This window comes from Pseudomonas sp. Root562 (assembly GCF_001427125.1).
Lineage (GTDB): Bacteria > Pseudomonadota > Gammaproteobacteria > Pseudomonadales > Pseudomonadaceae > Aquipseudomonas.
Genome location: NZ_LMGK01000025.1, coordinates 55,363 through 75,065 on the forward strand (window position 1 = coordinate 55,363; position 19,703 = coordinate 75,065).

Here is a 19,703-nt window from a genome sequence, read left to right on the forward strand (position 1 = left end):
ACCCTATACGAGCTTGATCGCCGAATCAAAGGCTGACTCAACGCCAGCCTCATGTGCGAAGGTCAGGCTGGAACGGCGTCGAGCATCAGGCGCTGGCGCACCACGTCGACGAGTTTGTCCGGCTGGAACTTGGAGAGGAAGTTGTCACAGCCGACCTTCTTGACCATCGAATCATTGAAACTGCCGGACAACGACGTGTGCAGCACAACATACAGACCGCGCAAGCGCGGGTCATTGCGAATTTCCGTGGTCAGGCGATAACCGTCCATTTCCGGCATCTCCGCATCGGTAAAGACCATCAGCAGTTTGTCGGTCATGTTCACACCCGTATCGGCCCAGGCCTTGAGCATGTTCAGCGCCTTCAAACCGTCGCTGGCGATGTGCATTTTCACCCCTAGCTGACCCAACGTGTCGCGCAGTTGCGCCAGCGCCACATTGGAGTCATCCACCAGCAGTACTTCACGACCACGGGCGCGCTCCAGCACCGGATCATCAAGCTTGTCGCGGGACACCTTGGCGTTATAAGGGACGATTTCGGCCAGGACCTTTTCGACATCAATGATTTCCACCAATTGGTCGTCGACCTTACTGATGGCAGTCAGGTAATGCTGGCGACCGGCGCTGGTCGGCGGCGGCAAAATCGCTTCCCAGTTCATGTTGACGATGCGATCCACACCTCCAACCAGGAATGCCTGCACCGAGCGGTTGTACTCAGTGACGATGATCGTGCTGCCAGGGCCGGGCACCAGTGGACGCATGCCGATCGCCTGGGACAGGTCGATCACTGGCAGAGTCTGGCCACGCAGGTTGACCACACCGCACACAAACGGATGCCGCTGGGGCATCAACGTCAACTTTGGCAATTGCAGGACTTCTTGCACTTTGAACACGTTAATTGCGAACAATTGCCGCCCGGCAAGCCGGAACATCAGAATTTCCAGGCGATTCTCACCCACCAGTTGCGTACGTTGGTCTACCGTATCGAGAATGCCGGCCATCAATCACTCCTGGGCTTGTACTGATGAAATCACTAATAGAGGGTTATCGGCTGTATTTGCCGGACCTTGACCCTGTTCAAAATGCCGCGTCCAAACATTGATGTCACATTAACATCATGCTTTACTGGCGTTGTATTTTCATCTGCTACATTTCCCAGGCGCGACAATAGTTTACGCGTCAGGTTCCGTTGCGTAAGGGATTCCCCTAGCAACAATCAGGTGCAACCTGATATTCGCGATATCCAATAGCCATTAATGTGACGCCATTCTCATTGCATGAACGGAGTCAGGCTTTTGTGTGCGATCGCAAGTAAGTGGCCAGCTACCCTTTTGACTTCTCCAGCCTGCTCTCCTGCCGGCCAGAGCGCGATCTCACGACGACCCGGTTACACCGGGGCGACAATCGTCCTCGTCGACACACACGACATCCCCTCATTTGACATGACGTTGTGGAGATAAGCATGCCGAACAATCGCACAGAATGGGCAAAGCGGGTCCCGGAGTTTCTTGTCGAAGCCGAAACCCTCCTGGCCAAAACCGAAGAATGCCTCAGTCACCTGCAACTGATCAGCAATGACAAGGACGCCATCGACTGCTTGCTCAGCACCCTTCTCAAGCTCGCCAGCAAGGCCGATGCCCTCGCACTGGCGGCCGTTTCAGAGTTTTCGTTGCACATCCACGGCTTGCTCAATCATGCGCAGCATCACATGGATCTGCACGACGAAGCCCTGGCCGCACTCAAGGACTGCCTGACGTTGATCGCCTGGCAACTTGAGTTGATCGATCAGAAGACCGGCCAACTCAGTCTCGACGAAAGCGAACAGACGACCCTGATCGAAGCGTTCGCCTTCCAGGTCGGTCAGCAGCATTTCCAGCCTGCGGTTAATTCCAGACCGTTTACACTCATTTCCTATATGGAACGCCAGGCTTGAATGCCATCAATAGAGCGCAGCTCCATGTGTTTGTGGCCAACGGTGCTATATAACCTGGCCAAGTACAGGTCGTAATTGAACATTACGTACCCATTAACGACATCTTCGAACAAACCATTATTCCTGCGTTTTTCCTGCCAGCTCGTCCAGAGCGTCGCTTGGCGCAAATGGATCCAAACCCCTATGTTCAAGGGGAACCGGTGACAGCAGCGACCACACATTTCCCAACATGGAACTACCGTACAAAACGGACTGTTTCCTGACTTCCTGGACATATAACCCAAGCGCGACCAACGGTATGTTCGGTGTTATTATGGCGCCCATTAGTTGACGTCAATTAATGGCGATGTGATTGTGGGTGACTGCAACGACCAAGTTCCATCCTGGATTTCTCATTCAGATAGTACGTCCCGTTGAAGTCCATGCATGACACTACAAAACAGAGATCCGTCAGCCATGACCGGTCTGCCCGCAGCGAACCTCCATTGGCTCCATCCGCTATGTACGCCAGTTTCAAGTCAATCACCATGTGGCCACCCTCACGAGAAAACGCTCGCCGGTTCACGCTATTGCTATGTGCCAGCTCGACGCTCGGCAGTCTGCTCATCTACGGCCTGTCCACTCGCCTGCCCCTCGGCCTGCTGATACTGGATATCGCGGCACTTGGCTGTGTCTGGGTGCAATATCGCCTGTCGCGCAAGTCGATCAAGTTTCAACCGCAAGAACTCGCCGACCGACTCCTGCAAGTTCAGGAGAACGAGCGCCATCGCCTGAGTCGGGAGCTGCATGACGACATCGGCCAATTGCTGACTGCTGCAAAACTGCAAAGTGACTGGCTCAAACGCCGAATGCCGGAAGAGCTTCAGGGGCAATGTGCGGTACTTTGCGACACGCTGGAGGAGACGCTCGCCAAAGTGCGCGACGTATCTGCCATCCTCAATCCTCGGCAACTGACCAGCCTGGGCCTCGAAGCCAGTCTGCGCGCGCATTTACTCAAGACGCTGGCCAACTCCCCGGTGCATTGGAGCCTGGAATGCCATCAACGCCTGACCGGCATACCGGAAGAAATGGCCGTCGCGGCATTTCGCATTACCCAGGAAGCCGTCACCAATATGCTGCGACATGCCGAGGCAAAGAATCTGCTGGTGTGTCTTAAACGCTTGCCCCAGGGATTGAGCTTGTTGATCAGTGATGACGGCCAAGGTTTTGCGCCTGCCATTGATCCGGGCCGCGAGGGGCAGCGCGGAATGGCTGGAATGTCGGAGCGGATCAGCCAGCTGGGCGGTACATTGACCGTTACCAGCGAGCCTGGCAAAGGCACGCAAATCCAAGCACTCTTCCCCTGGGCGCCCCGTGCGCTTGAGCGGGCCAGTACGAATAAGGTTATGCATTGACTTGTCACTTACTTCTGGTGGATGACCACTCGCTGATCAGGGCTGGCGTGCGCGCCCTGGTGCTGGACCTTCCTGGCTACGACGTCATTGGCGAGGCCAATGACGGCTCACAATTGCTCGCGATGGTCGAACACCTGTCCCCGGATATCGTCCTGCTGGATATTTCCATGAAGCAGACCGGCGGCCTTGAAGCCTTGCAGCAACTCAAAAGGATTCGCCCGCAAAGCAAGGTGCTGATCTTGTCGATGCACACTGACCCCGCGCTGATCATGCAGGCGCTCGAATCCGGGGCCCACGGCTATTTACTCAAAGACACGACGGCTACTGAACTGGAGCATGCGCTGGAAGCCTTGCGTAACAATGAACGCTACCTCAGCCCGGCGATCGCCCATACCGTGATCAACCAGGCACTGACCCGCAACCAGAAACACCCGGCCCCGGCAGACTCGCACAACCTGACAGCCCGCCAACTGGAAATCCTGCGCCTGATCGTTCGCGGGAAATCCACTCGGGAAATTGCCAACGGCTTGGGCTTGAGCGTCAAGACGGTCGAGACCCACCGCTCGCAAATCATGAAGCGCCTGCAGATCTACGATGTGGCTGGCCTGGTGTTGTTTGCCGTGCGCGAACAAATCATCAGTCTGGACGATTGACGACCTCATTTACGCTCAACAATGGAGAGTCGACCGGCAGATGCACTCGCAATGCTCCCGGCTGCGCGCAGAAGCGCAGATTGTCACCCTCCAGCGGTTCGCCATCGAGGTTGATGTACAACCCCTCAGCCACCTTGATCTCGACCCACGGCAGTCGGGCGCGGACAAACATGCTATCGATGCCGAATCCATCCGTCAGCAAGCTTTTCAAGGTCCCGACCACTTCCTGTGGCGCTGGCAAAATGCTGATATCGAGCAGTCCATCGTCCGCCAGGGCTTGCGGGCATAATTCATGTCCGCCGCCAGCCTGCCGGCCATTGCCGATGCCCAGGGCCAGCAGCTCTCCGCTCCAATGAAAGTCCGGCCCCTGCAGTTCACCGTAAGCGGCGTGCAGCTCACTGAACCGTGACAAACCGGTGAACAGATAGGCCGCACCACCGAGCACCTTTTTCAGGTCCTCGGAAGTATTGGCTGTGACCTGACTGCCGAATCCCCCCGTAGCCATGTTGAGAAAGACTTGCCCACCGACCTCCCCCAGATCGATGGAACTCGCAGCGACGTCCAGTAGATCCAGAGCCAGCGCAGGTTCCAGAGGAACGCCAGCGGCGCGCGCAAAGTCATTGGCCGTTCCAAGAGGCATCAGCACCAGGCTTGCCTGCGTCGACTGCGCGGCCATGGCCTCGGCAATATCACGCAAGGTGCCGTCGCCCCCGCCCGCAACGATTTTCGGGTAACCCGCGGCCAGTGCCTCTTCCACCAGGCGCTGCGCATCGCCAGCTTCCCAGGTCAATCGAACGGCGAGCTCCCAACCCTGTTCACGCCTGGCTTCAACAGCAGCGCGCACATCCTCGTTGAGCGCCTGCTTGCCATGCAGAATCAACAGCGCCTTGCGTTCGCTCATGGTGTTCACTCCCGGAATTGAATGGCGTATGGAAGATGTTGACCTCCTTGCCCCCACTAAAAGTTGCACGCTGACGATCTTTTTCCAGACGGGCGCCCTAGAAGCCCTGCAAGACGGGATTTTTCCCACAAAACCTTAGGAATCCGCTCAATTGACCAATACCTGTGATTGGTACACCTTGGTGTCTACGGATTTCACTCAGCAGCAGGACAAACACAAGGACGTGCCATGCAAAACCATGACATCAGGCTTCCAGTGATGCCGGTCGTGCCCACCGCTGCACAACGCACTGATCATCTGACGGATTTCGCAAGCAGCAAAAAACCCAAGGGAGAAGTCGATATGGAACCTCGCGTCATCGAGCTGGAGACACACCTGAAATACATTCGCAAGGACATGGAAGAAGTGCGCAATGACGTCAGGTCAATAAAACACAGACTCGCCTATTCCGCGGGCGGAACGGCGGTGGTCCTGGGACTGCTTGGCTGGATCGCCAACAGTCGCTTCGATCAGCTTGTCACACTGCTGCTGGCTCATTAAGCCACCCAAACGCAAAACCCGGTTTCGTCAACCGGGCTTGCGAGCTTTCATTGCCGCGAGAATCAAATCAATACTTCACTCAACGGAATGAAACTAACGCTATCACCTGCGACCAACGTGCGCCCTTCCATGACTTCAACCAGTCCATCAGCCCAGGCGGCACTGCGCAGCACGCCAGAGCTCTGATTTTTGTAGATGATCGCCCGACCGTTCTCAAGGCGACCACGCAAGTATTCGCGTCGATTGCCTGCAATGGGCCAGTCAAACCCGCATTGCACTTGCATGTTCAACGGCGCGACATCCTTGACGCCCAGACGACGCAAAAGATAAGGCCTGGTCAACAAGGCGAAGGTCACGAGCGTCGACGCCGGGTTACCCGGCAGACCGATGACCGGAACACCACGAAAATGTCCGAATGTCAGCGGCTTGCCCGGCTTGATAGCGAGCTTCCACAAACTCAACTCACCCTCTTCCCGCAAGGCAATGCCCAGAAAATCGGCCTCCCCCACCGATACACCGCCGGTCGAGAGAATCAAATCGACATCTTTCAGTTCGCCGAGTCGCGCGCGCGTGGTGACAAGATCGTCTGGAAGAATACCGGCATCGACCACTTCACAACCCAAACGCTGCAGCCAACTGCAGAGCAGCACACGGTTACTGTTATAGATCTGCCCTGGGCCTAATGCTTGACCTGGCTCAATCAACTCGTCGCCAGTGGACAGAACCGCGACGCGGATCTTGCGAACCACGTCCAGCTCAGCACAACCCAACGACGCAGCCAAACCTTGCTCGATCGGCCCCAGGCGCGTACCCGCTGGCAAAACCAGTTCTCCGACAGTCGTTTCCTGGCCCTGTGGTCGAATGTTTTGCCCGGGCTTCATGACTTCGGTAAACGCTACTCGCTCGTCCGACTGGACTTCAGCGTTTTCCTGCATCTCGACACAATCGGCGCCGGCGGGAACAGGCGCCCCGGTGAATATCCGGGCACAGGTGCCTGGCTGCAAGGGCTCGGGAACCTTGCCTGCAAAAATTTTCTGGCTGACAACCAGCGGTTCTCCGGTCCAGTCAGCAATACGCAGCGCATAGCCATCCATGGCACTGTTCGGCCATGGCGGGAGATCCAGCGTCGACAGCAGATCATCCGCCAACACACGACCCTGAACCTGAGCCAACGGCAAGCGTTCACGTTGAAGAATTCTCGTGGCGTCCGCCATTTCCAGTAACCGCGCCAGTGCTGCCTCAACGGGCATCAGACTACCGGTCTTGCCCGGCTTACCCACGGGATTCACAAGGGGCTGCCTGTTTCAAATGAGTGACGAAGTTGCATGGGCGATGGCGTGAATCCAACTGCTCGCCAAGAATGCCGTCCCAACCGGTACGCACCGCATTGGTCGAACCAGGCAAGCAGCAGACCAGCGTGCCATTCGCCAGGCCAGCCAAGGCGCGGGACTGGACCGTAGACGTGCCGATGTCCGCCACGGAGATCTGGCGGAACAGTTCACCGAACCCATCAACTTGTTTATCGAGCAGGCAGCTCACCGCTTCCGGAGTACTGTCGCGACCGGTGAAACCGGTGCCGCCAGTGATCAGCACGACCTGCACGACCTCGTCGGCAATCCAGTTGGCGACTTGCGCACGAATTTTGTAGAGATCATCTTTGAGCAGTACACGGCACGCCAGGTTATGGCCGGCCGCCGTCAAACGGTCGACAAACACCTGACCTGATGTATCGGTTTCCAGGGTACGGGTGTCGCTGACCGTCAACACCGCAATGTTCAGCGGCGCGAAAGGTACATCAGCCTTGGCTTTCATAGGCTCGTCCAGTTGTAGGAGAAACAGCCCGGTGTTATATCACAGCGCCCCCTTTTTTCGCCGCCCCCCTGGAGAACTGCCATGACTTCGATTGCACAATTGCCGTCCTGCTCCATTCTGCTCCTGGCAGGCGGGCGCGGCCAACGCATGGGCGGACAGGACAAAGGGTTACTGGAATGGCACGGCGAGCCGCTGATCGCGCATTTGCATCGCAAGACGCGCCCCCTGAGCGATGACCTGATCATTTCCTGCAATCGCAACATGGATAAGTATGCCGCCTACGCCGACCAGTTGGTTCATGACGACGAAGTCGACTTCCCTGGGCCGCTGGCCGGCATTCGTGCCGGCTTGAAAGCAGCCCGCCATTCGCATTTATTGGTCTTGCCATGTGACGTTCCCCGCATCGATGCTGCCCTGCTTGCCAGCATGCGTGAAACCGCCAGCCTGCATCCCGACAAACCGTTGATGTTGCGCCATGACGAACACTGGGAACCGTTGCTGTGCGTCATCCCCGTAGCCCTTCGCGCAGACTTTGAAAGTGCCTGGCAAGAGGGCGAACGAAGCCCGGGGCGATTGATGCGCAAGTTGGGCGCTACTGCCCTGCAGTGCCCCGATAACGACCCTCGCCTGGCCAACCTCAACACGCCGGACCTGTTAAGCACGCACGACACTGTGTCAGACTGACACTACCCAAGGAACTTGCAGGCGCCGTTCACGTCTCAAGCTCAGGTAACCTAAAGAATTCATTTCGGAGACACACCATGACTCAACGGACCCTGGCCACTTTCATGCTCGCACTGGGCCTCGCCACCCTCGCCGGTTGCGCATCGCCTACAGTGATCACCTTGAATGACGGTCGCGAAATCCAGGCCGTCGACACGCCACAATATGACGATGATTCGGGCTTCTACGAATTTGAACAGCTGGATGGCAAACAGACCCGCATCAACAAGGATCAGGTTCGTACCGTTAAAGAGCTGTAATCTTCGCGGTGAATACCGGATAAAAAAATGCCCCGACCAATCGGGGCATTTTTTTGTCTGTTTCATGAGTACCGAAGGGCTATGGATTCGGCTCGTTGTTCAGTTTATCGACCCGGGCCAACGCTTGTGTGGCTTCGGTGATGCATTTCTTGTCATCGTTGGCCGCCCGGGCTGCTTCAGCGCTTGCCTGCATCCGCTTGATTTCCATGGTGGTGTTTTCGGATGTGGCTGGCAGGCTCGTTACTTTGTCCTTGAGCTCCTGAAGCTTGATGGCGCAAAGGTCATTGTCAGCGGCGAAAACGGGAGAGGCCAGCATTGCAGCGCAAATGAACATTCCAGCAAAAACGGTACGTTTCATGAGTATCTCCAGGATTGGACAGTCCCGGGATTGCGTGTCGCAGCTCCGGGATCATTGATCGCCACATTTGTGGTGCATGATCAAATGACTGCAAACCCGGGTGAAAATTCTATTTCAGTTCCGGGATCACCATTGCAGGGTGATCGAGCTCTCGAATTCCCGGTCCTCTCCACTGACCGGATCGACAAACTTCAGCCCTTGCGCCAGTAGCTTCAAAGGATTGGCGTAGTCATCTTCCACGTCCTTGAGTACCTGGGGATAAAACGGATCGTTACAGATGCTGGCGCCCAAAGCTGTCATGTGGACCCGTAACTGGTGCTTCTTGCCCGTCACCGGATAGAGCCCATAACGCCACAGATCGCCATTTTTTTCCCTGACCTCCACCGCCGTCTCGGTGTTGCTGATGCCCGGACCTTCCTGCATGCGGAAAAACGGTTCGCCATCAATCAGTCGGCTTTTATGGATCAGCGGAAAAGACAGATCAGGTAATGCCCGGGCAATGGCTTCGTAGCGTTTTTCGATCTGCCGTGTTGGAAACAGGGACTGATACGCCGAACGACTTTGCGGGTTGGCGGAAAACAGCACCAGGCCAGCGGTATGGCGGTCGATGCGATGCAGGGGCACCAGATGGGGATTATCGAGACGGCGGATCAGCCGTCTCAGCAATGTCTGCTCCACGTATTCCCCGGCCGGGGTCACGGGAAGAAAATGCGGTTTGTCCGCCACGACCAGATGCTCATCCGCGTACAGGATCGACTCCGTCACGGGGATGGTTTTTTCGTCTGGCACTTCGCGAAAATAGTGAATCCGTAAACCTTCCTTGTACGGCAGATCAACGGCGATCGGCACTCCGTGCCCATCGAGAACGCGGCCTCGCGCAACCCTGTCCAGCCACTGATCACGACTGATGGCGCTGAAATGCTCGCACAGGCATTCGATTACGGTCCGCCACGGGCCAGGTGGCAAATAGAGCGTGCTGGCCTGGCTGTGTGCGGCAGAAAAAGATGAAGTGGACATACGAACGTTCTAACCCTCAATGCAGAACGGCATTATCCAACAGCAACGGGGGCGAACCTAGCAGAGATTCTTCAGGCTGGAATCTGCCTGCGCGCCGCTGCCTCGGTGTACTCCTTCAGCCAGCGCAGTACATCGACCGCCTCCCAACGCCCCGGATCGTAGAGCGCATACAACAAGCCCTGATAGCCCACCACATCCAGTTGCCGGTGATAGCCAGCACGCTGGAACAAGGCTTCGATTTCTGCAAAACAGGTATTGAAGTGGACCTTGTTGAACGGAGTTTTTCCCTCCGTTACCAGACCGTCCAGACGCAACTCGAGGACCGCCTCACGTACCACGTCCACCGACATCAGGTTGACGCTGCTTTTCAATTGCTCGACATTGACCACGATTCTTCCCTCTCACGCCCGCACCCGCACGCTTCAGCCGATAACCGGCGGCGGCAAGGCTGCATTGCGAATAACTGTATGCGCATACAGTATCCGAATACCATCCTTCAAGCCAAGAGGATCAATCGCAAAGTTCGACAGGCGGGAACGTCGTGCAGGGAAAATTTCTACCGCAAAAATGCCACCACATCATCGGCACTGAAGGGCCAACCCAGTTCAGCCCCTGTATCGACCCGGCGCAACACCGGAATGCGCAGGCTGTAAGCCGCAAACCAGGTTTCGTCGTCGGCAATATCCACCAGTTCCACCAGCAGACCACGCTCGACGAATTCCATCAGCATGGCTTCGGCCACTTCACAGAGATGGCACCCCAGGGTGCCGAACAACTGACATTCAGGAAGCATGAGGGCTCAACCGAAGAAATTAAGTGACCATTCTAGGCCTGCCCTGAAAAACCGTCGAGCCATTGTAATATCTGGCCTGTAGCCAGGGACCGCTACCGCCTCCGGCTCGATTTCCAGCCCTGGCCGAAGGCGGTGGAAGGGTCAATCCTGACTGACAGCACCGATCTTGTGCACCGACAAATCCGCGCCGTAGTACTCCTCTTCCTGACTCAGTCGCAAACCGTGGAACGCCTTGATCGTGCCGTACACGGCAAAGCCGCCGGCCAACGCCACCATCACACCTGACGCGGTACCGATCAACTGGCTGATCAGGCTAACGCCCCCCAGCCCACCCAATTCGCTCTGGCCGAAGATGCCGCAGGCGATCCCGCCCCACACACCGCACAAGCCATGCAACGGCCAGACCCCCAATACATCGTCGATATGCCATTTGCTTTGCGCGGCGGTAAAACACCAGACAAACAGTGCCCCGGCGACGGCGCCGGTCACGAGTGCTCCCACCGGATGCATGAGGTCGGAACCGGCGCAGATCGCCACCAGCCCAGCCAATGGGCCGTTGTGCAGAAAGCCGGGATCGTTGCGGCCGACAATCAGGGCCGCCATTGTGCCCCCGACCATGGCCATCAGGGAGTTGATCGCCACCAGCCCGCTGACCCCCTGCAAGGTTTGCGCACTCATCACGTTGAAACCGAACCAGCCGACAATGAGAATCCACGAACCCAATGCCAGGAACGGAATACTCGACGGTGCGAACGCCACCAACCGCCCTTCGCGATAGCGCCCATTGCGTGGCCCCAGCAACAACACCGCGGCCAGTGCCAGCCAGCCGCCCATGGCATGGACGACAACAGAACCGGCAAAGTCGTGGAAACCGGCGCCGAAATGCGCCAGCAGCCAGGCTTGCAAACCAAAATTGCCATTCCAGACGATGCCTTCAAAGAAGGGATAAATGAACGCCACGATGAGTGCCGTCGCACACAGTTGCGGCACGAATCTCGCCCGTTCGGCGATACCTCCGGAAATGATTGCCGGGATCGCCGCGGCGAAAGTCAGCAAAAAGAAAAACTTCACCAGAGCGTATCCATGATCGGCATTGATCACCGCCGCCGGTTGCATAAAGGTGACACCGTAGGAGATCCAATAGCCTATAAAGAAGTAAGCCAACGTTGAAATCGCAAAGTCACTGAGGATTTTCGACAATGCGTTGACCTGGTTTTTTTGTCGGACCGTTCCGACTTCGAGGAAGGCGAACCCGGCGTGCATGGCCAGAACCATGACGGCGCCGATCAGAATGAACAACGTGTTGGAACTATGGACCAGGCTGTCCACAGCGCTTTGCATATTTTCCATGGATTTGGCAGACCTTAAGGCTGAAAAAAGCACCAAAGCAGTTCGCGCGGGCAATCCATGCACCAAGTTGTGACCTATCAAAACGACTAGCTCACTCCCGATGAACCGCTTTGAGGCACAGGGTTCGTCAAGTCCGATCGGGGCCGGACAAATCGCGCGGGTTTCGATTGTTTGAGTTATGGTTTCAGGCAAACCTTGCCCAGCAACAGCGCATCCGGACAGGCCGGCGCACCACGACACAGCAAAAGTTGTACCAGTCATTTGTACTGAACCTTCGCGCAAGGCTCATACTCGAACGTTTCAGAAAGCCACTTATGGAGATCACCAATGGCCAGCATCAAGGCAAAGACTGCTCAAGAAATCCTGATGAGCGATTTTCAGACACTGGTCAGCGACACCGAACGGTTGCTCGAGCACACCGCGTCTCTGGCCGGTGATCAGGCGGATGAGCTGCGAGACCAGATCCACGACAGTCTTCTGCGGGCACGGGAAACCTTGAAACTGACTGAAGACTCCCTGCGCGAGCGCGGCAAAGCTGCCGTCACCGCCACTGAAGATTATGTCCAGGCCAACCCTTGGCAATCGGTCGGGATTGCCGCCGGCGTGGGTTTCCTGATTGGCCTTCTGGCGACACGGCGCTGATTATGGCGATCGGTGACCCCGTCTCGCCCGAGACCAGCCCAAGTTCCTCATCGCGGCGCCTGGGTGCTGCATTCCTTGGCTTGCTGCACAGTCACGTCGAACTGTTTGGCATCGAGTTGCAAGAGCAGAAGGCCCGCACCGTAAGCTTGCTGCTGTTTGCAGGCCTCGCGTTGGTATTTGCCTTGCTGTTGCTCGTGGGGCTATCAACGCTGGTGCTGATTCTGTTCTGGGACACCTATCGTCTGGCGGCGATTATCGGGCTCTGCGTGTTCTATACCCTGGCAGCGATCTTCTGCGGCATGCGCTTGAGAGCGGCCATCTTCGATGAATCCTCGCCCTTCCATGGCACCCTGGAAGAACTGGCCAATGATCGGGAGCGTCTGCTGCCATGAACCTGCCTGAACTTCCAAGAAACAGTTCGCGTACGGAAATGCGCAAGGCGCTGATCCGCCTGCGCATGGAAATGCATCGCCAGGAAATCCGCCATGAATCGGGCCAACTGCTGCAGCCCCTGCAGCGTGTTCGCGGCATGACGCAAAATTTGCAGGACGGTTTCGGTATCAAGCACGCTCCACTGTGGGGTGTGGCCGCCGTCACCTTGCTTGGTTTTCTGACCGGCAAGGGCGCAAAACATGGCGGTGGCATCAGCAGCCTGACTCGGCTGGTTCGACTGGGCACCACCCTGGGACCTCTGGTCAAGCTGGTCATGCAAGGCTCCTCGCGCAAACAGTAGCGGCCACGCTGTTGTTTGTACGCAGCAAAAACACGCGGGATGAACCTCTTCATCGAGGGGGTCATCCCGCGTGCCACTTGCAGGTCGCAGTGTGAACCGGGAAGCTAGGCTCATCAGTCACCTGACGGAGAGAACCAGCCTTGGATTGGCATACCCTGCTTACCCGCGAACGCCTTGGGAAGCCGCTGCATAGCCCGCAAGAGCTCGGCCGCAGCCCTTTTCACAAAGACCATGACCGGATCATTTTCTCAGGTGCGTTCCGCCGCCTCGGACGCAAGACCCAGGTTCATCCGGTGTCCAGCAACGACCACATTCACACCCGCCTGACGCACTCGCTGGAAGTCAGTTGCGTCGGCCGATCGCTGGGGATGCGCGTCGGCGAAACCATTCGCAACGCCCTGCCAGACTGGTGCGACCCCAGCGACCTGGGAATGGTCGTTCAATCGGCCTGCCTGGCCCATGACATCGGCAACCCACCGTTTGGCCACTCTGGCGAAGATGCGATTCGCCACTGGTTCCAACAAGCCGCTGGCCGGGGCTGGCTGGACGCGATGAGCGAAGCCGAGCGCAATGACTTCCTCAATTTCGAAGGCAACGCCCAAGGCTTTCGGGTACTGACTCAACTGGAGTACCACCAGTTCGATGGCGGCACGCGATTGACCTACGCCACGCTCGGCACTTACCTGAAATACCCATGGACGGCCAAGCACGCCGATTCGCTGGGTTACAAAAAGCACAAATTCGGCTGCTATCAAAGCGAGCTGCCGCTCCTGGAGCAGATTGCCCAGAAGCTTGGCCTGCCACAACTTGAAGACCAGCGCTGGGCGCGCCACCCGCTGGTGTACCTGATGGAAGCCGCCGATGACATCTGCTACGCGCTGATCGATCTGGAAGACGGCCTGGAAATGGAGTTGCTGGAATACGCCGAAGTCGAGTCCCTGTTATTGGACCTGGTGGGTGACGATTTGCCGGAAACCTATCGCCAGCTCGGCCCCAGGGATTCACGTCGGCGCAAACTGGCGATTTTGCGTGGCAAGGCCATCGAGCACCTGACCAATGCCGCTGCCCGCGCCTTCGTCGAGCAGCAGCACACCTTGCTGGCCGGAACGCTCCCCGGGGATCTGGTGGAGCACATGCACGGCCCTGCCAAGCGTTGCGTCCTGAATGCAAAAGACATGGCGCGCAAAAAAATCTTCCAGGACAAACGCAAGACCTTGCACGAGATCGGTGCCTACACCACGTTGGAAATTTTGCTCAACGCCTTTTGCGGTGCGGCACTGGAGCAGCATGACGGTCGCACGCCATCCTTCAAGAGTCGGCGGATTCTCGACCTGCTGGGCAACAACGCGCCCGACCCGCATGGCCCTTTACACACCTCGTTTCTACGAATGATCGACTTCATCGCCGGCATGACCGACAGCTACGCCAGCGATATGGCGCTGGAGATGACCGGACGCTCCAGTCACTGAGCCAGATCGGCCATTACGTCATTCGTAATGGCCGATTAACCGCGGATAACTCAAGAGCATTCAACGTTCGCGGAATATCCCTACAGCCAATGTCGAGTGAACTGATCGATTGTTCAGAGTTGTCAGGAAACAATCACGACTATTTTTGTACAACATCATAAGCGTGGTAAAGATGATAAAGGACAATCTGCGCATCTTGCTGGTGGAAGACCATCCGTTTCAGCTCAGGGCAACACAATATTTATTAGAAAGTTTTGGTTTTACCCGACTGATTACAACCGATTGTGCCCAAGGTGCGTTTCAGGAAATGAACCGCGCCGAGCAGCCGTTCGATATTTTATTGTGTGACCAATGTCTGCCGGACATGCCTGGAATCGAGCTGGTCAAACTGGCCAGCGAGCTTGGAATGATCAGGCAAGCAATCCTGCTGAGCAGCCTGACGTCCGCAGAACTGGATGGCATAGAAAACTCGGCAAATATTCACGACCTTCCTTTACTTGGTTACTTGATAAAACCATTGAAACAATCTGAATTTATACAACTATTGACCTTGACATAACCATTGAAAGCCAATTTAAAACAGTCAAAAAAAGCAGTAAAAGCCCCGAAGTAAACTCCCTGCCAAACACAAACATACAAAGTAACTTTTATTCAACCTCATCAAAAACCTAGTTACCACGTAAGGCTATTCTTTATCACTTGTAGGAACTTTCCTATATTGCAGGTACAGCCGCAGCTGTTTGTACGTCACCTCGACTATCTGAGCTAAGGTGCGCGCTTTATTGAGCTCGCATGGGATTTGATTATGAACTCCGTTTTTATCGTCGACGATCACCCTGTCATCCGACTTGCCGTTCGCATGCTGCTGGAACACGAAGGTTTTAAAGTCGTTGGCGAAACCGATAACGGGGTCGACGCCATGCAAATGGTTCGCGAGTGCATGCCTGATCTGGTCATTCTCGATATCAGCATTCCCAAACTTGACGGGCTGGAAGTACTTGCCCGCTTCAACGCCATGAGCACTCCGCTGAAAACACTGGTTTTAACTGCACAATGCCCGACCCTTTTCGGTATTCGTTGCATGCAATCCGGGGCCTCGGGCTATGTATGCAAACAGGAAGAACTCAGTGAATTGGTCAGCGCGATAAAAGCGGTATTGTCGGGTTACAACTATTTCCCGAGCGAGGCGCTGAACCCTGTACGAAGTGATGATATTCGCTGGGCCGAACTGGAACTATTCAAGTCAGTCAACGACCGTGAGCTGATGGTATTGCAACTTTTTGCACAAGGCCGCACCAACAAGGAAATCGCCAAAGGCATGTTCCTGAGCAACAAGACTGTCAGCACTTACAAGAAACGTCTTATGCAAAAGCTCAAAGCCAAATCCCTGGTCGAACTCATCGAAATGGCGAAGCGCAACGCTTTGGTGTGAGAAAAACCATGCCCAGCCGCCTGACGGATTACCTGATACTGATGATCGCAGGCTTGTGCCTGAGCACTTCATTGTTCGCGGCACAGGGCGCTGAAAACTATGCCCTGTTGAGTCGCTCCACGGCCGGCACCCTGGAAATCCGGCTGGATGCCACGCAACGGCAATGGCTCGAGCATAAACGCGAGCTGGTCCTTGGAACGTCAGCACCGGATTATCCACCCTTCGACCTGACACTCAGCGGCCAGGATTATGAAGGTTTCACTGCCGATTACGCAGGCATCCTTGGCACTGTCACCGGCTTGCCGGTCAGGGTTCAACGCTTTGCGACCAGAAATGCTGCCATCGAGGCACTGGAAAGCGGCAAGATTGACCTTCTGGGAACTGCCAACGGGTTTGAAGCCCACAATGACAACATTGTCCTTTCCGCACCCTATGCCGTGGATCAACCGGTACTGGTGACACGCGAAGGTGAAACCAGGTCGTTGACCGATGGCCTCGCCGGCATGCGATTGAGCATGGTCTATCACTACTTGCCGCAGGAAGAAGTCAAAGCGCTTTATCCGAAGGCAATCATCACGTCCTATCCGTCCTACCAGAATGCGATCAACGCCGTGGCCTTCGACCAGGCCGATGTGTTTCTGGGCGATACCATTTCAACCCATTACATGATCAACAAGGGCTACCTGAACAACATCCGCATGGCCAACTTCGGCAAACACGAAGCCCACGGTTTCAGTTTCGCGGTGAACAAAAACAATCCACAACTGCTCGGCATCATCAATGCGATGCTGATGGCGGTTCCTGTAAGCATCCGGGAAGACATCGCCAAACGCTGGAGTGCCGGCAGCGACATTCTGCTCACCGATCACAAACTGGAACTCAGTTACAGCGAGGAGCGCTGGCTGGCACAACATCCAGTCGTGCGGGTGGTGGTCAACGAAGCTTTCGCGCCACTGACGTTTTTTGATAGCGCCGGCAATTTTCGTGGCGTGGCCGCGGACTTGCTCGAGCTGATCCGCTTGCGTACCGGGTTGCGCTTCGACATTCAGCGCAGCCGCAGTGACAGCGACATGATCGAACGGATCAAGCACAACCAGGCCGACCTGATCGCCGCCCTGCTCCCCAGTGCGCAGCGCGACACCCTGCTGAACTTCAGCCGCCCGTACCTGCAAAACTCCTACGTCTTGCTGACACGCAAGGCCCCGGACAGCCCGCTCAATCTTGAACAGCTCGAAGGCAAACGCCTGGCTGTCGCCCAAGGCAACCCGGTGGTGGAGTATCTGCGCAAGGATTTTCCCGGGATAAAACTCATTGAAACGCCCGATACATTCAGCGCCGTAGAGATGCTGGCCGAAGGTTTGGCCGAAGGTGCGGTCAACTCGTTGGTGATCGCCAACTACTTCATTTCATCGCGTCTGTTCGAGCGCTCGCTGCAGATCAGTACCACCATCGGCACCGAGCAGGCAGCCTTTTCCCTGGCAACCGGCCGCGAGGCCAAGGAGCTCAATGACATCCTCAACAAGGCATTGCTGAGCATCGCCCCGGAAGAACTGGGCATCATCAACAGCCGCTGGCGAGGGTATTCGGAGTCCACGCAAAACACCTGGCGAACCTTGCACCGGCTCTTCTACCAAATCGTCATAGGTGCCGGTGTATTGCTGATGATTTCCGTGGCCTGGAACGCGTACATGCGGCGCCAGATCAACCAGCGCAAGGCGGCCGAGCGAGCCCTGAACGATCAGTTCGAATTCATGCGTTCACTGGTCAACGGTACGCCTCACCCGATTTACGTACGCGACCGCCAGGGCTTGCTGCAAAGTTGCAATGACAGTTATCTGCAAGCGTTCTGCGCAAAACGCGAAGACGTCATCGGTAAAAGCGTGATTCAGGGCTCGATGAGCAATGCGTTCGAAGCCCTGGAGTATCAGGCCGATTACCAGCGTGTCGTGACCGAAGGCACGCCGCTGATTCTCGACCGTGCGCTGCACATCGGCGGCCGGCGATTGACGATCTATCACTGGATTCTTCCGTATCGGGATTCAAGTGGTGAGGTTCAAGGCATCATCGGTGGCTGGATCGATATCAGCGAACGGCGACAACTGTTCGATGATCTGCGCTTGGCGAAAGAACGCGCCGATGAAGCCAATCGGGCCAAGAGCACATTCCTGGCGACCATGAGCCATGAGATCCGCACCCCCATGAATGCAGTGATCGGCATGCTCGAGCTGACGCTCAAGCGCATTGAACACAACCATCCCGATCGCTCGGCAATCGATGTGGCGTATCACTCGGCCAAAGACCTGCTGGAGTTGATCGGAGACATACTCGACATTGCACGCATCGAATCCGGGCACCTGAGCCTGAGCCCTGAACGCGTCAATCCTGAAGAGATCGTGGCGTCGGTGGTGCGTATCTTCGATGGGCTTGCCCGGCAGAAAGCGCTCGAACTGCTGCTGGAATTCGAATCGGCCGATCCGCCCATGGATGTTCTGCTCGATCCTCTGCGCTTCAAACAGGTGCTGTCCAACCTGGTCAGCAACGCCATCAAGTTTACCGAGCAAGGCCAGGTCAGGATTGTCGTCCGACTGCAGCACGCCACCGAACCCGATCAGGTGGACATGATGTTACAGGTCGAAGACAGCGGCATCGGAATCAGTGAAGAGGATCAACTGCGCCTGTTCGCGCCTTTCGCTCAGGCCGATGCCACCGGCCAGTCAGGCAGAGGTGGTGCCGGGCTTGGCCTGGTGATCAGCCGCAGCCTGTGCGAAATGATGGGTGGCCAACTGCAATTGAGCAGTCAGCCCGGGACAGGAACCAACGTGCGAATGTTGCTGCGCCTGCCCATGCTGCCGCGCGAGCCGCAGGTGGAAAAAATTGAAACCCCGCTCGCTACCGCCATTGCTCCGTTGCACGTCCTTGTGGTCGACGATCACGCCGCCAACCGCTTGCTCATGTGTCAGCAACTGGAGTTTCTGGGCCATCGTTTCCGCGTTGCGGCGGATGGTCAGGCAGCATTCGAGGCGTGGAAAAACGACAGGTTCGATCTGGTGATCGCCGATTGCAACATGCCGGTCATGAATGGCTACGCGTTGGCGCGCGCCATTCGCCGTCACGAACAACACCTGCAATTGCCACCCTGCACCGTGCTGGGTTTTACCGCCAACGCGCAGCCCGAAGAAGTGCAACGCTGCAAACAGGCCGGTATGGATGACTGCCTGTTCAAGCCCCTGACGCTGACCGCCCTGAGTCAATGGGTCAACGGCCTGGCACCTGCTCTTGTAACACCGGCCTTCAGCCTGCGCGCGTTGCAACAGTTGACCGGAGGCAATCCGCAGCTCAATCAGCGGTTGCTGGCCGAGTTGCTCAACAGTAACCGTCTGGATCGCCAGGCATTGAAGACGCTGTCGGGGTCAACCGAATCGCAACCATTTCTGGACATTGCCCACAAAATCAAAGGCGCCGCGCGAATCGTGCAGGCCTGCCGACTGATCGACTGTTGCGAGGCGCTCGAAGCCGCCTGCCGTGAACGCTTGCTGCGCGAAAAAGTGACCGAGCGCTGCACGGAACTGGAGCACGCGATGCTCGAACTGGAGCAGGCATTGCTGCTGCAAATCGACAAAACGGACCAAGGCGAAATGCCAGAGGCTTAACTATGCTTGGACGCTGAGCAGTGTGTTAACCATCATGGAGTAACTT

22 protein-coding genes are annotated in these 19,703 nt (G+C 56.5%); 13 read left to right on the forward strand and 9 right to left on the reverse strand.

Annotated elements, in window-relative coordinates; all coding sequences use genetic code 11:
* Window positions 1-62: 62 nt before the first annotated feature.
* The gene (locus ASD60_RS23905; protein WP_056856356.1) at window positions 63-998 is read right to left on the reverse strand and encodes a chemotaxis protein CheV; all 936 of its coding nucleotides are present in this window, start codon (window positions 996-998) and stop codon (window positions 63-65) included.
* A gap of 461 nt (window positions 999-1,459) precedes the next feature.
* On the opposite strand from ASD60_RS23905, the gene ASD60_RS23910 reads away from it, so the two are divergent.
* The 3 genes from ASD60_RS23910 to ASD60_RS23925 all read left to right on the forward strand — a co-directional run bounded on the left by ASD60_RS23910 (window position 1,460) and on the right by ASD60_RS23925 (window position 3,977).
* Window positions 1,460-1,930, forward strand: a complete 471-nt coding sequence (locus ASD60_RS23910) for a hypothetical protein (RefSeq protein WP_056856357.1) — start codon at window positions 1,460-1,462, stop codon at window positions 1,928-1,930.
* Between the two features lie 500 nt (window positions 1,931-2,430).
* The gene (locus ASD60_RS23920; protein WP_056856359.1) at window positions 2,431-3,324 is read left to right on the forward strand and encodes a sensor histidine kinase; all 894 of its coding nucleotides are present in this window, start codon (window positions 2,431-2,433) and stop codon (window positions 3,322-3,324) included.
* Window positions 3,321-3,977, forward strand: coding sequence for a response regulator transcription factor (locus ASD60_RS23925; RefSeq protein ID WP_056856360.1), 657 nt, complete (start codon window positions 3,321-3,323; stop codon window positions 3,975-3,977). The genes ASD60_RS23920 and ASD60_RS23925 overlap by 4 nt, the downstream gene beginning before the upstream one ends.
* On the opposite strand, the gene yegS is transcribed toward ASD60_RS23925, so the two are convergent.
* A complete protein-coding gene (gene yegS, locus ASD60_RS23930; protein WP_056856361.1) occupies window positions 3,961-4,878 on the reverse strand; it encodes a lipid kinase YegS in 918 nt (305 codons plus the stop codon). The two genes, ASD60_RS23925 and yegS, sit on opposite strands and share 17 nt — an antisense overlap.
* Window positions 4,879-5,106: 228 nt before the next feature.
* Here yegS and ASD60_RS23935 point away from each other — a divergent pair, with 228 nt between their 5' ends.
* Entirely contained in the window at window positions 5,107-5,418 is a 312-nt protein-coding gene (locus ASD60_RS23935; RefSeq protein ID WP_056856362.1) for a hypothetical protein, read from the forward strand.
* A gap of 62 nt (window positions 5,419-5,480) precedes the next feature.
* Here the strand turns inward: ASD60_RS23935 and ASD60_RS23940 are convergent, their stop codons facing one another.
* Window positions 5,481-6,707: a molybdopterin molybdotransferase MoeA gene (locus ASD60_RS23940; RefSeq protein ID WP_056856363.1), complete on the reverse strand. Its 1,227-nt coding sequence runs from the start codon at window positions 6,705-6,707 to the stop codon at window positions 5,481-5,483.
* Window positions 6,691-7,230 carry a molybdenum cofactor biosynthesis protein B gene (moaB, locus tag ASD60_RS23945; RefSeq protein WP_046816112.1) on the reverse strand — a complete coding sequence of 180 codons (540 nt, stop codon included), beginning with the start codon at window positions 7,228-7,230 and terminating at the stop codon, window positions 6,691-6,693. The genes ASD60_RS23940 and moaB overlap by 17 nt, the downstream gene beginning before the upstream one ends.
* 81 nt (window positions 7,231-7,311) lie before the next feature.
* Between moaB and mobA the strand changes: the two genes are divergently transcribed.
* Together mobA and ASD60_RS23955 are read left to right on the forward strand one after the other, a co-directional pair.
* Complete coding sequence (gene mobA, locus ASD60_RS23950) at window positions 7,312-7,914, forward strand: molybdenum cofactor guanylyltransferase MobA (RefSeq protein ID WP_056856364.1); 603 nt, start codon at window positions 7,312-7,314, stop codon at window positions 7,912-7,914.
* 77 nt (window positions 7,915-7,991) lie between these two features.
* A complete protein-coding gene (locus tag ASD60_RS23955) occupies window positions 7,992-8,213 on the forward strand; it encodes a YgdI/YgdR family lipoprotein (protein ID WP_056856365.1) in 222 nt (73 codons plus the stop codon).
* Between the two features lie 79 nt (window positions 8,214-8,292).
* Here ASD60_RS23955 and ASD60_RS23960 read toward each other — a convergent pair whose 3' ends face one another.
* The 5 genes from ASD60_RS23960 to ASD60_RS23980 all read right to left on the reverse strand — a co-directional run bounded on the left by ASD60_RS23960 (window position 8,293) and on the right by ASD60_RS23980 (window position 11,731).
* Window positions 8,293-8,571 (reverse strand): hypothetical protein, encoded by a 279-nt coding sequence (locus tag ASD60_RS23960; protein ID WP_056856366.1) that lies wholly within the window; start codon window positions 8,569-8,571, stop codon window positions 8,293-8,295.
* 126 nt (window positions 8,572-8,697) lie between these two features.
* Window positions 8,698-9,588: a pseudouridine synthase gene (locus tag ASD60_RS23965; RefSeq protein WP_056856367.1), complete on the reverse strand. Its 891-nt coding sequence runs from the start codon at window positions 9,586-9,588 to the stop codon at window positions 8,698-8,700.
* A gap of 71 nt (window positions 9,589-9,659) precedes the next feature.
* The gene (locus ASD60_RS23970) at window positions 9,660-9,977 is read right to left on the reverse strand and encodes a hypothetical protein (RefSeq protein WP_056856368.1); all 318 of its coding nucleotides are present in this window, start codon (window positions 9,975-9,977) and stop codon (window positions 9,660-9,662) included.
* Window positions 9,978-10,144: 167 nt separating this feature from the next.
* The gene (locus tag ASD60_RS23975; protein WP_056856369.1) at window positions 10,145-10,381 is read right to left on the reverse strand and encodes a glutaredoxin family protein; all 237 of its coding nucleotides are present in this window, start codon (window positions 10,379-10,381) and stop codon (window positions 10,145-10,147) included.
* Window positions 10,382-10,522: 141 nt separating this feature from the next.
* Window positions 10,523-11,731 (reverse strand): ammonium transporter, encoded by a 1,209-nt coding sequence (locus ASD60_RS23980; RefSeq protein ID WP_056856370.1) that lies wholly within the window; start codon window positions 11,729-11,731, stop codon window positions 10,523-10,525.
* A gap of 327 nt (window positions 11,732-12,058) precedes the next feature.
* Between ASD60_RS23980 and ASD60_RS23985 the strand changes: the two genes are divergently transcribed.
* The 7 genes from ASD60_RS23985 to ASD60_RS24015 all read left to right on the forward strand — a co-directional run bounded on the left by ASD60_RS23985 (window position 12,059) and on the right by ASD60_RS24015 (window position 19,657).
* Window positions 12,059-12,373 (forward strand): DUF883 family protein, encoded by a 315-nt coding sequence (locus ASD60_RS23985; protein ID WP_008055105.1) that lies wholly within the window; start codon window positions 12,059-12,061, stop codon window positions 12,371-12,373.
* 2 nt (window positions 12,374-12,375) lie between these two features.
* Window positions 12,376-12,765, forward strand: coding sequence for a phage holin family protein (locus tag ASD60_RS23990; protein ID WP_056856371.1), 390 nt, complete (start codon window positions 12,376-12,378; stop codon window positions 12,763-12,765).
* The gene (locus tag ASD60_RS23995) at window positions 12,762-13,106 is read left to right on the forward strand and encodes a hypothetical protein (protein WP_056856372.1); all 345 of its coding nucleotides are present in this window, start codon (window positions 12,762-12,764) and stop codon (window positions 13,104-13,106) included. The genes ASD60_RS23990 and ASD60_RS23995 overlap by 4 nt, the downstream gene beginning before the upstream one ends.
* Window positions 13,107-13,246: 140 nt before the next feature.
* Complete coding sequence (locus ASD60_RS24000; RefSeq protein WP_056856373.1) at window positions 13,247-14,575, forward strand: deoxyguanosinetriphosphate triphosphohydrolase; 1,329 nt, start codon at window positions 13,247-13,249, stop codon at window positions 14,573-14,575.
* Between the two features lie 172 nt (window positions 14,576-14,747).
* Complete coding sequence (locus ASD60_RS24005; RefSeq protein ID WP_056856887.1) at window positions 14,748-15,134, forward strand: response regulator; 387 nt, start codon at window positions 14,748-14,750, stop codon at window positions 15,132-15,134.
* Window positions 15,135-15,380: 246 nt separating this feature from the next.
* Window positions 15,381-16,007 (forward strand): response regulator transcription factor, encoded by a 627-nt coding sequence (locus ASD60_RS24010; protein ID WP_056856374.1) that lies wholly within the window; start codon window positions 15,381-15,383, stop codon window positions 16,005-16,007.
* A gap of 8 nt (window positions 16,008-16,015) precedes the next feature.
* On the forward strand, window positions 16,016-19,657 hold the full coding sequence (locus ASD60_RS24015) for a transporter substrate-binding domain-containing protein (protein WP_056856375.1): 3,642 nt from the start codon (window positions 16,016-16,018) through the stop codon (window positions 19,655-19,657).
* Window positions 19,658-19,703 lie beyond the last annotated feature (46 nt).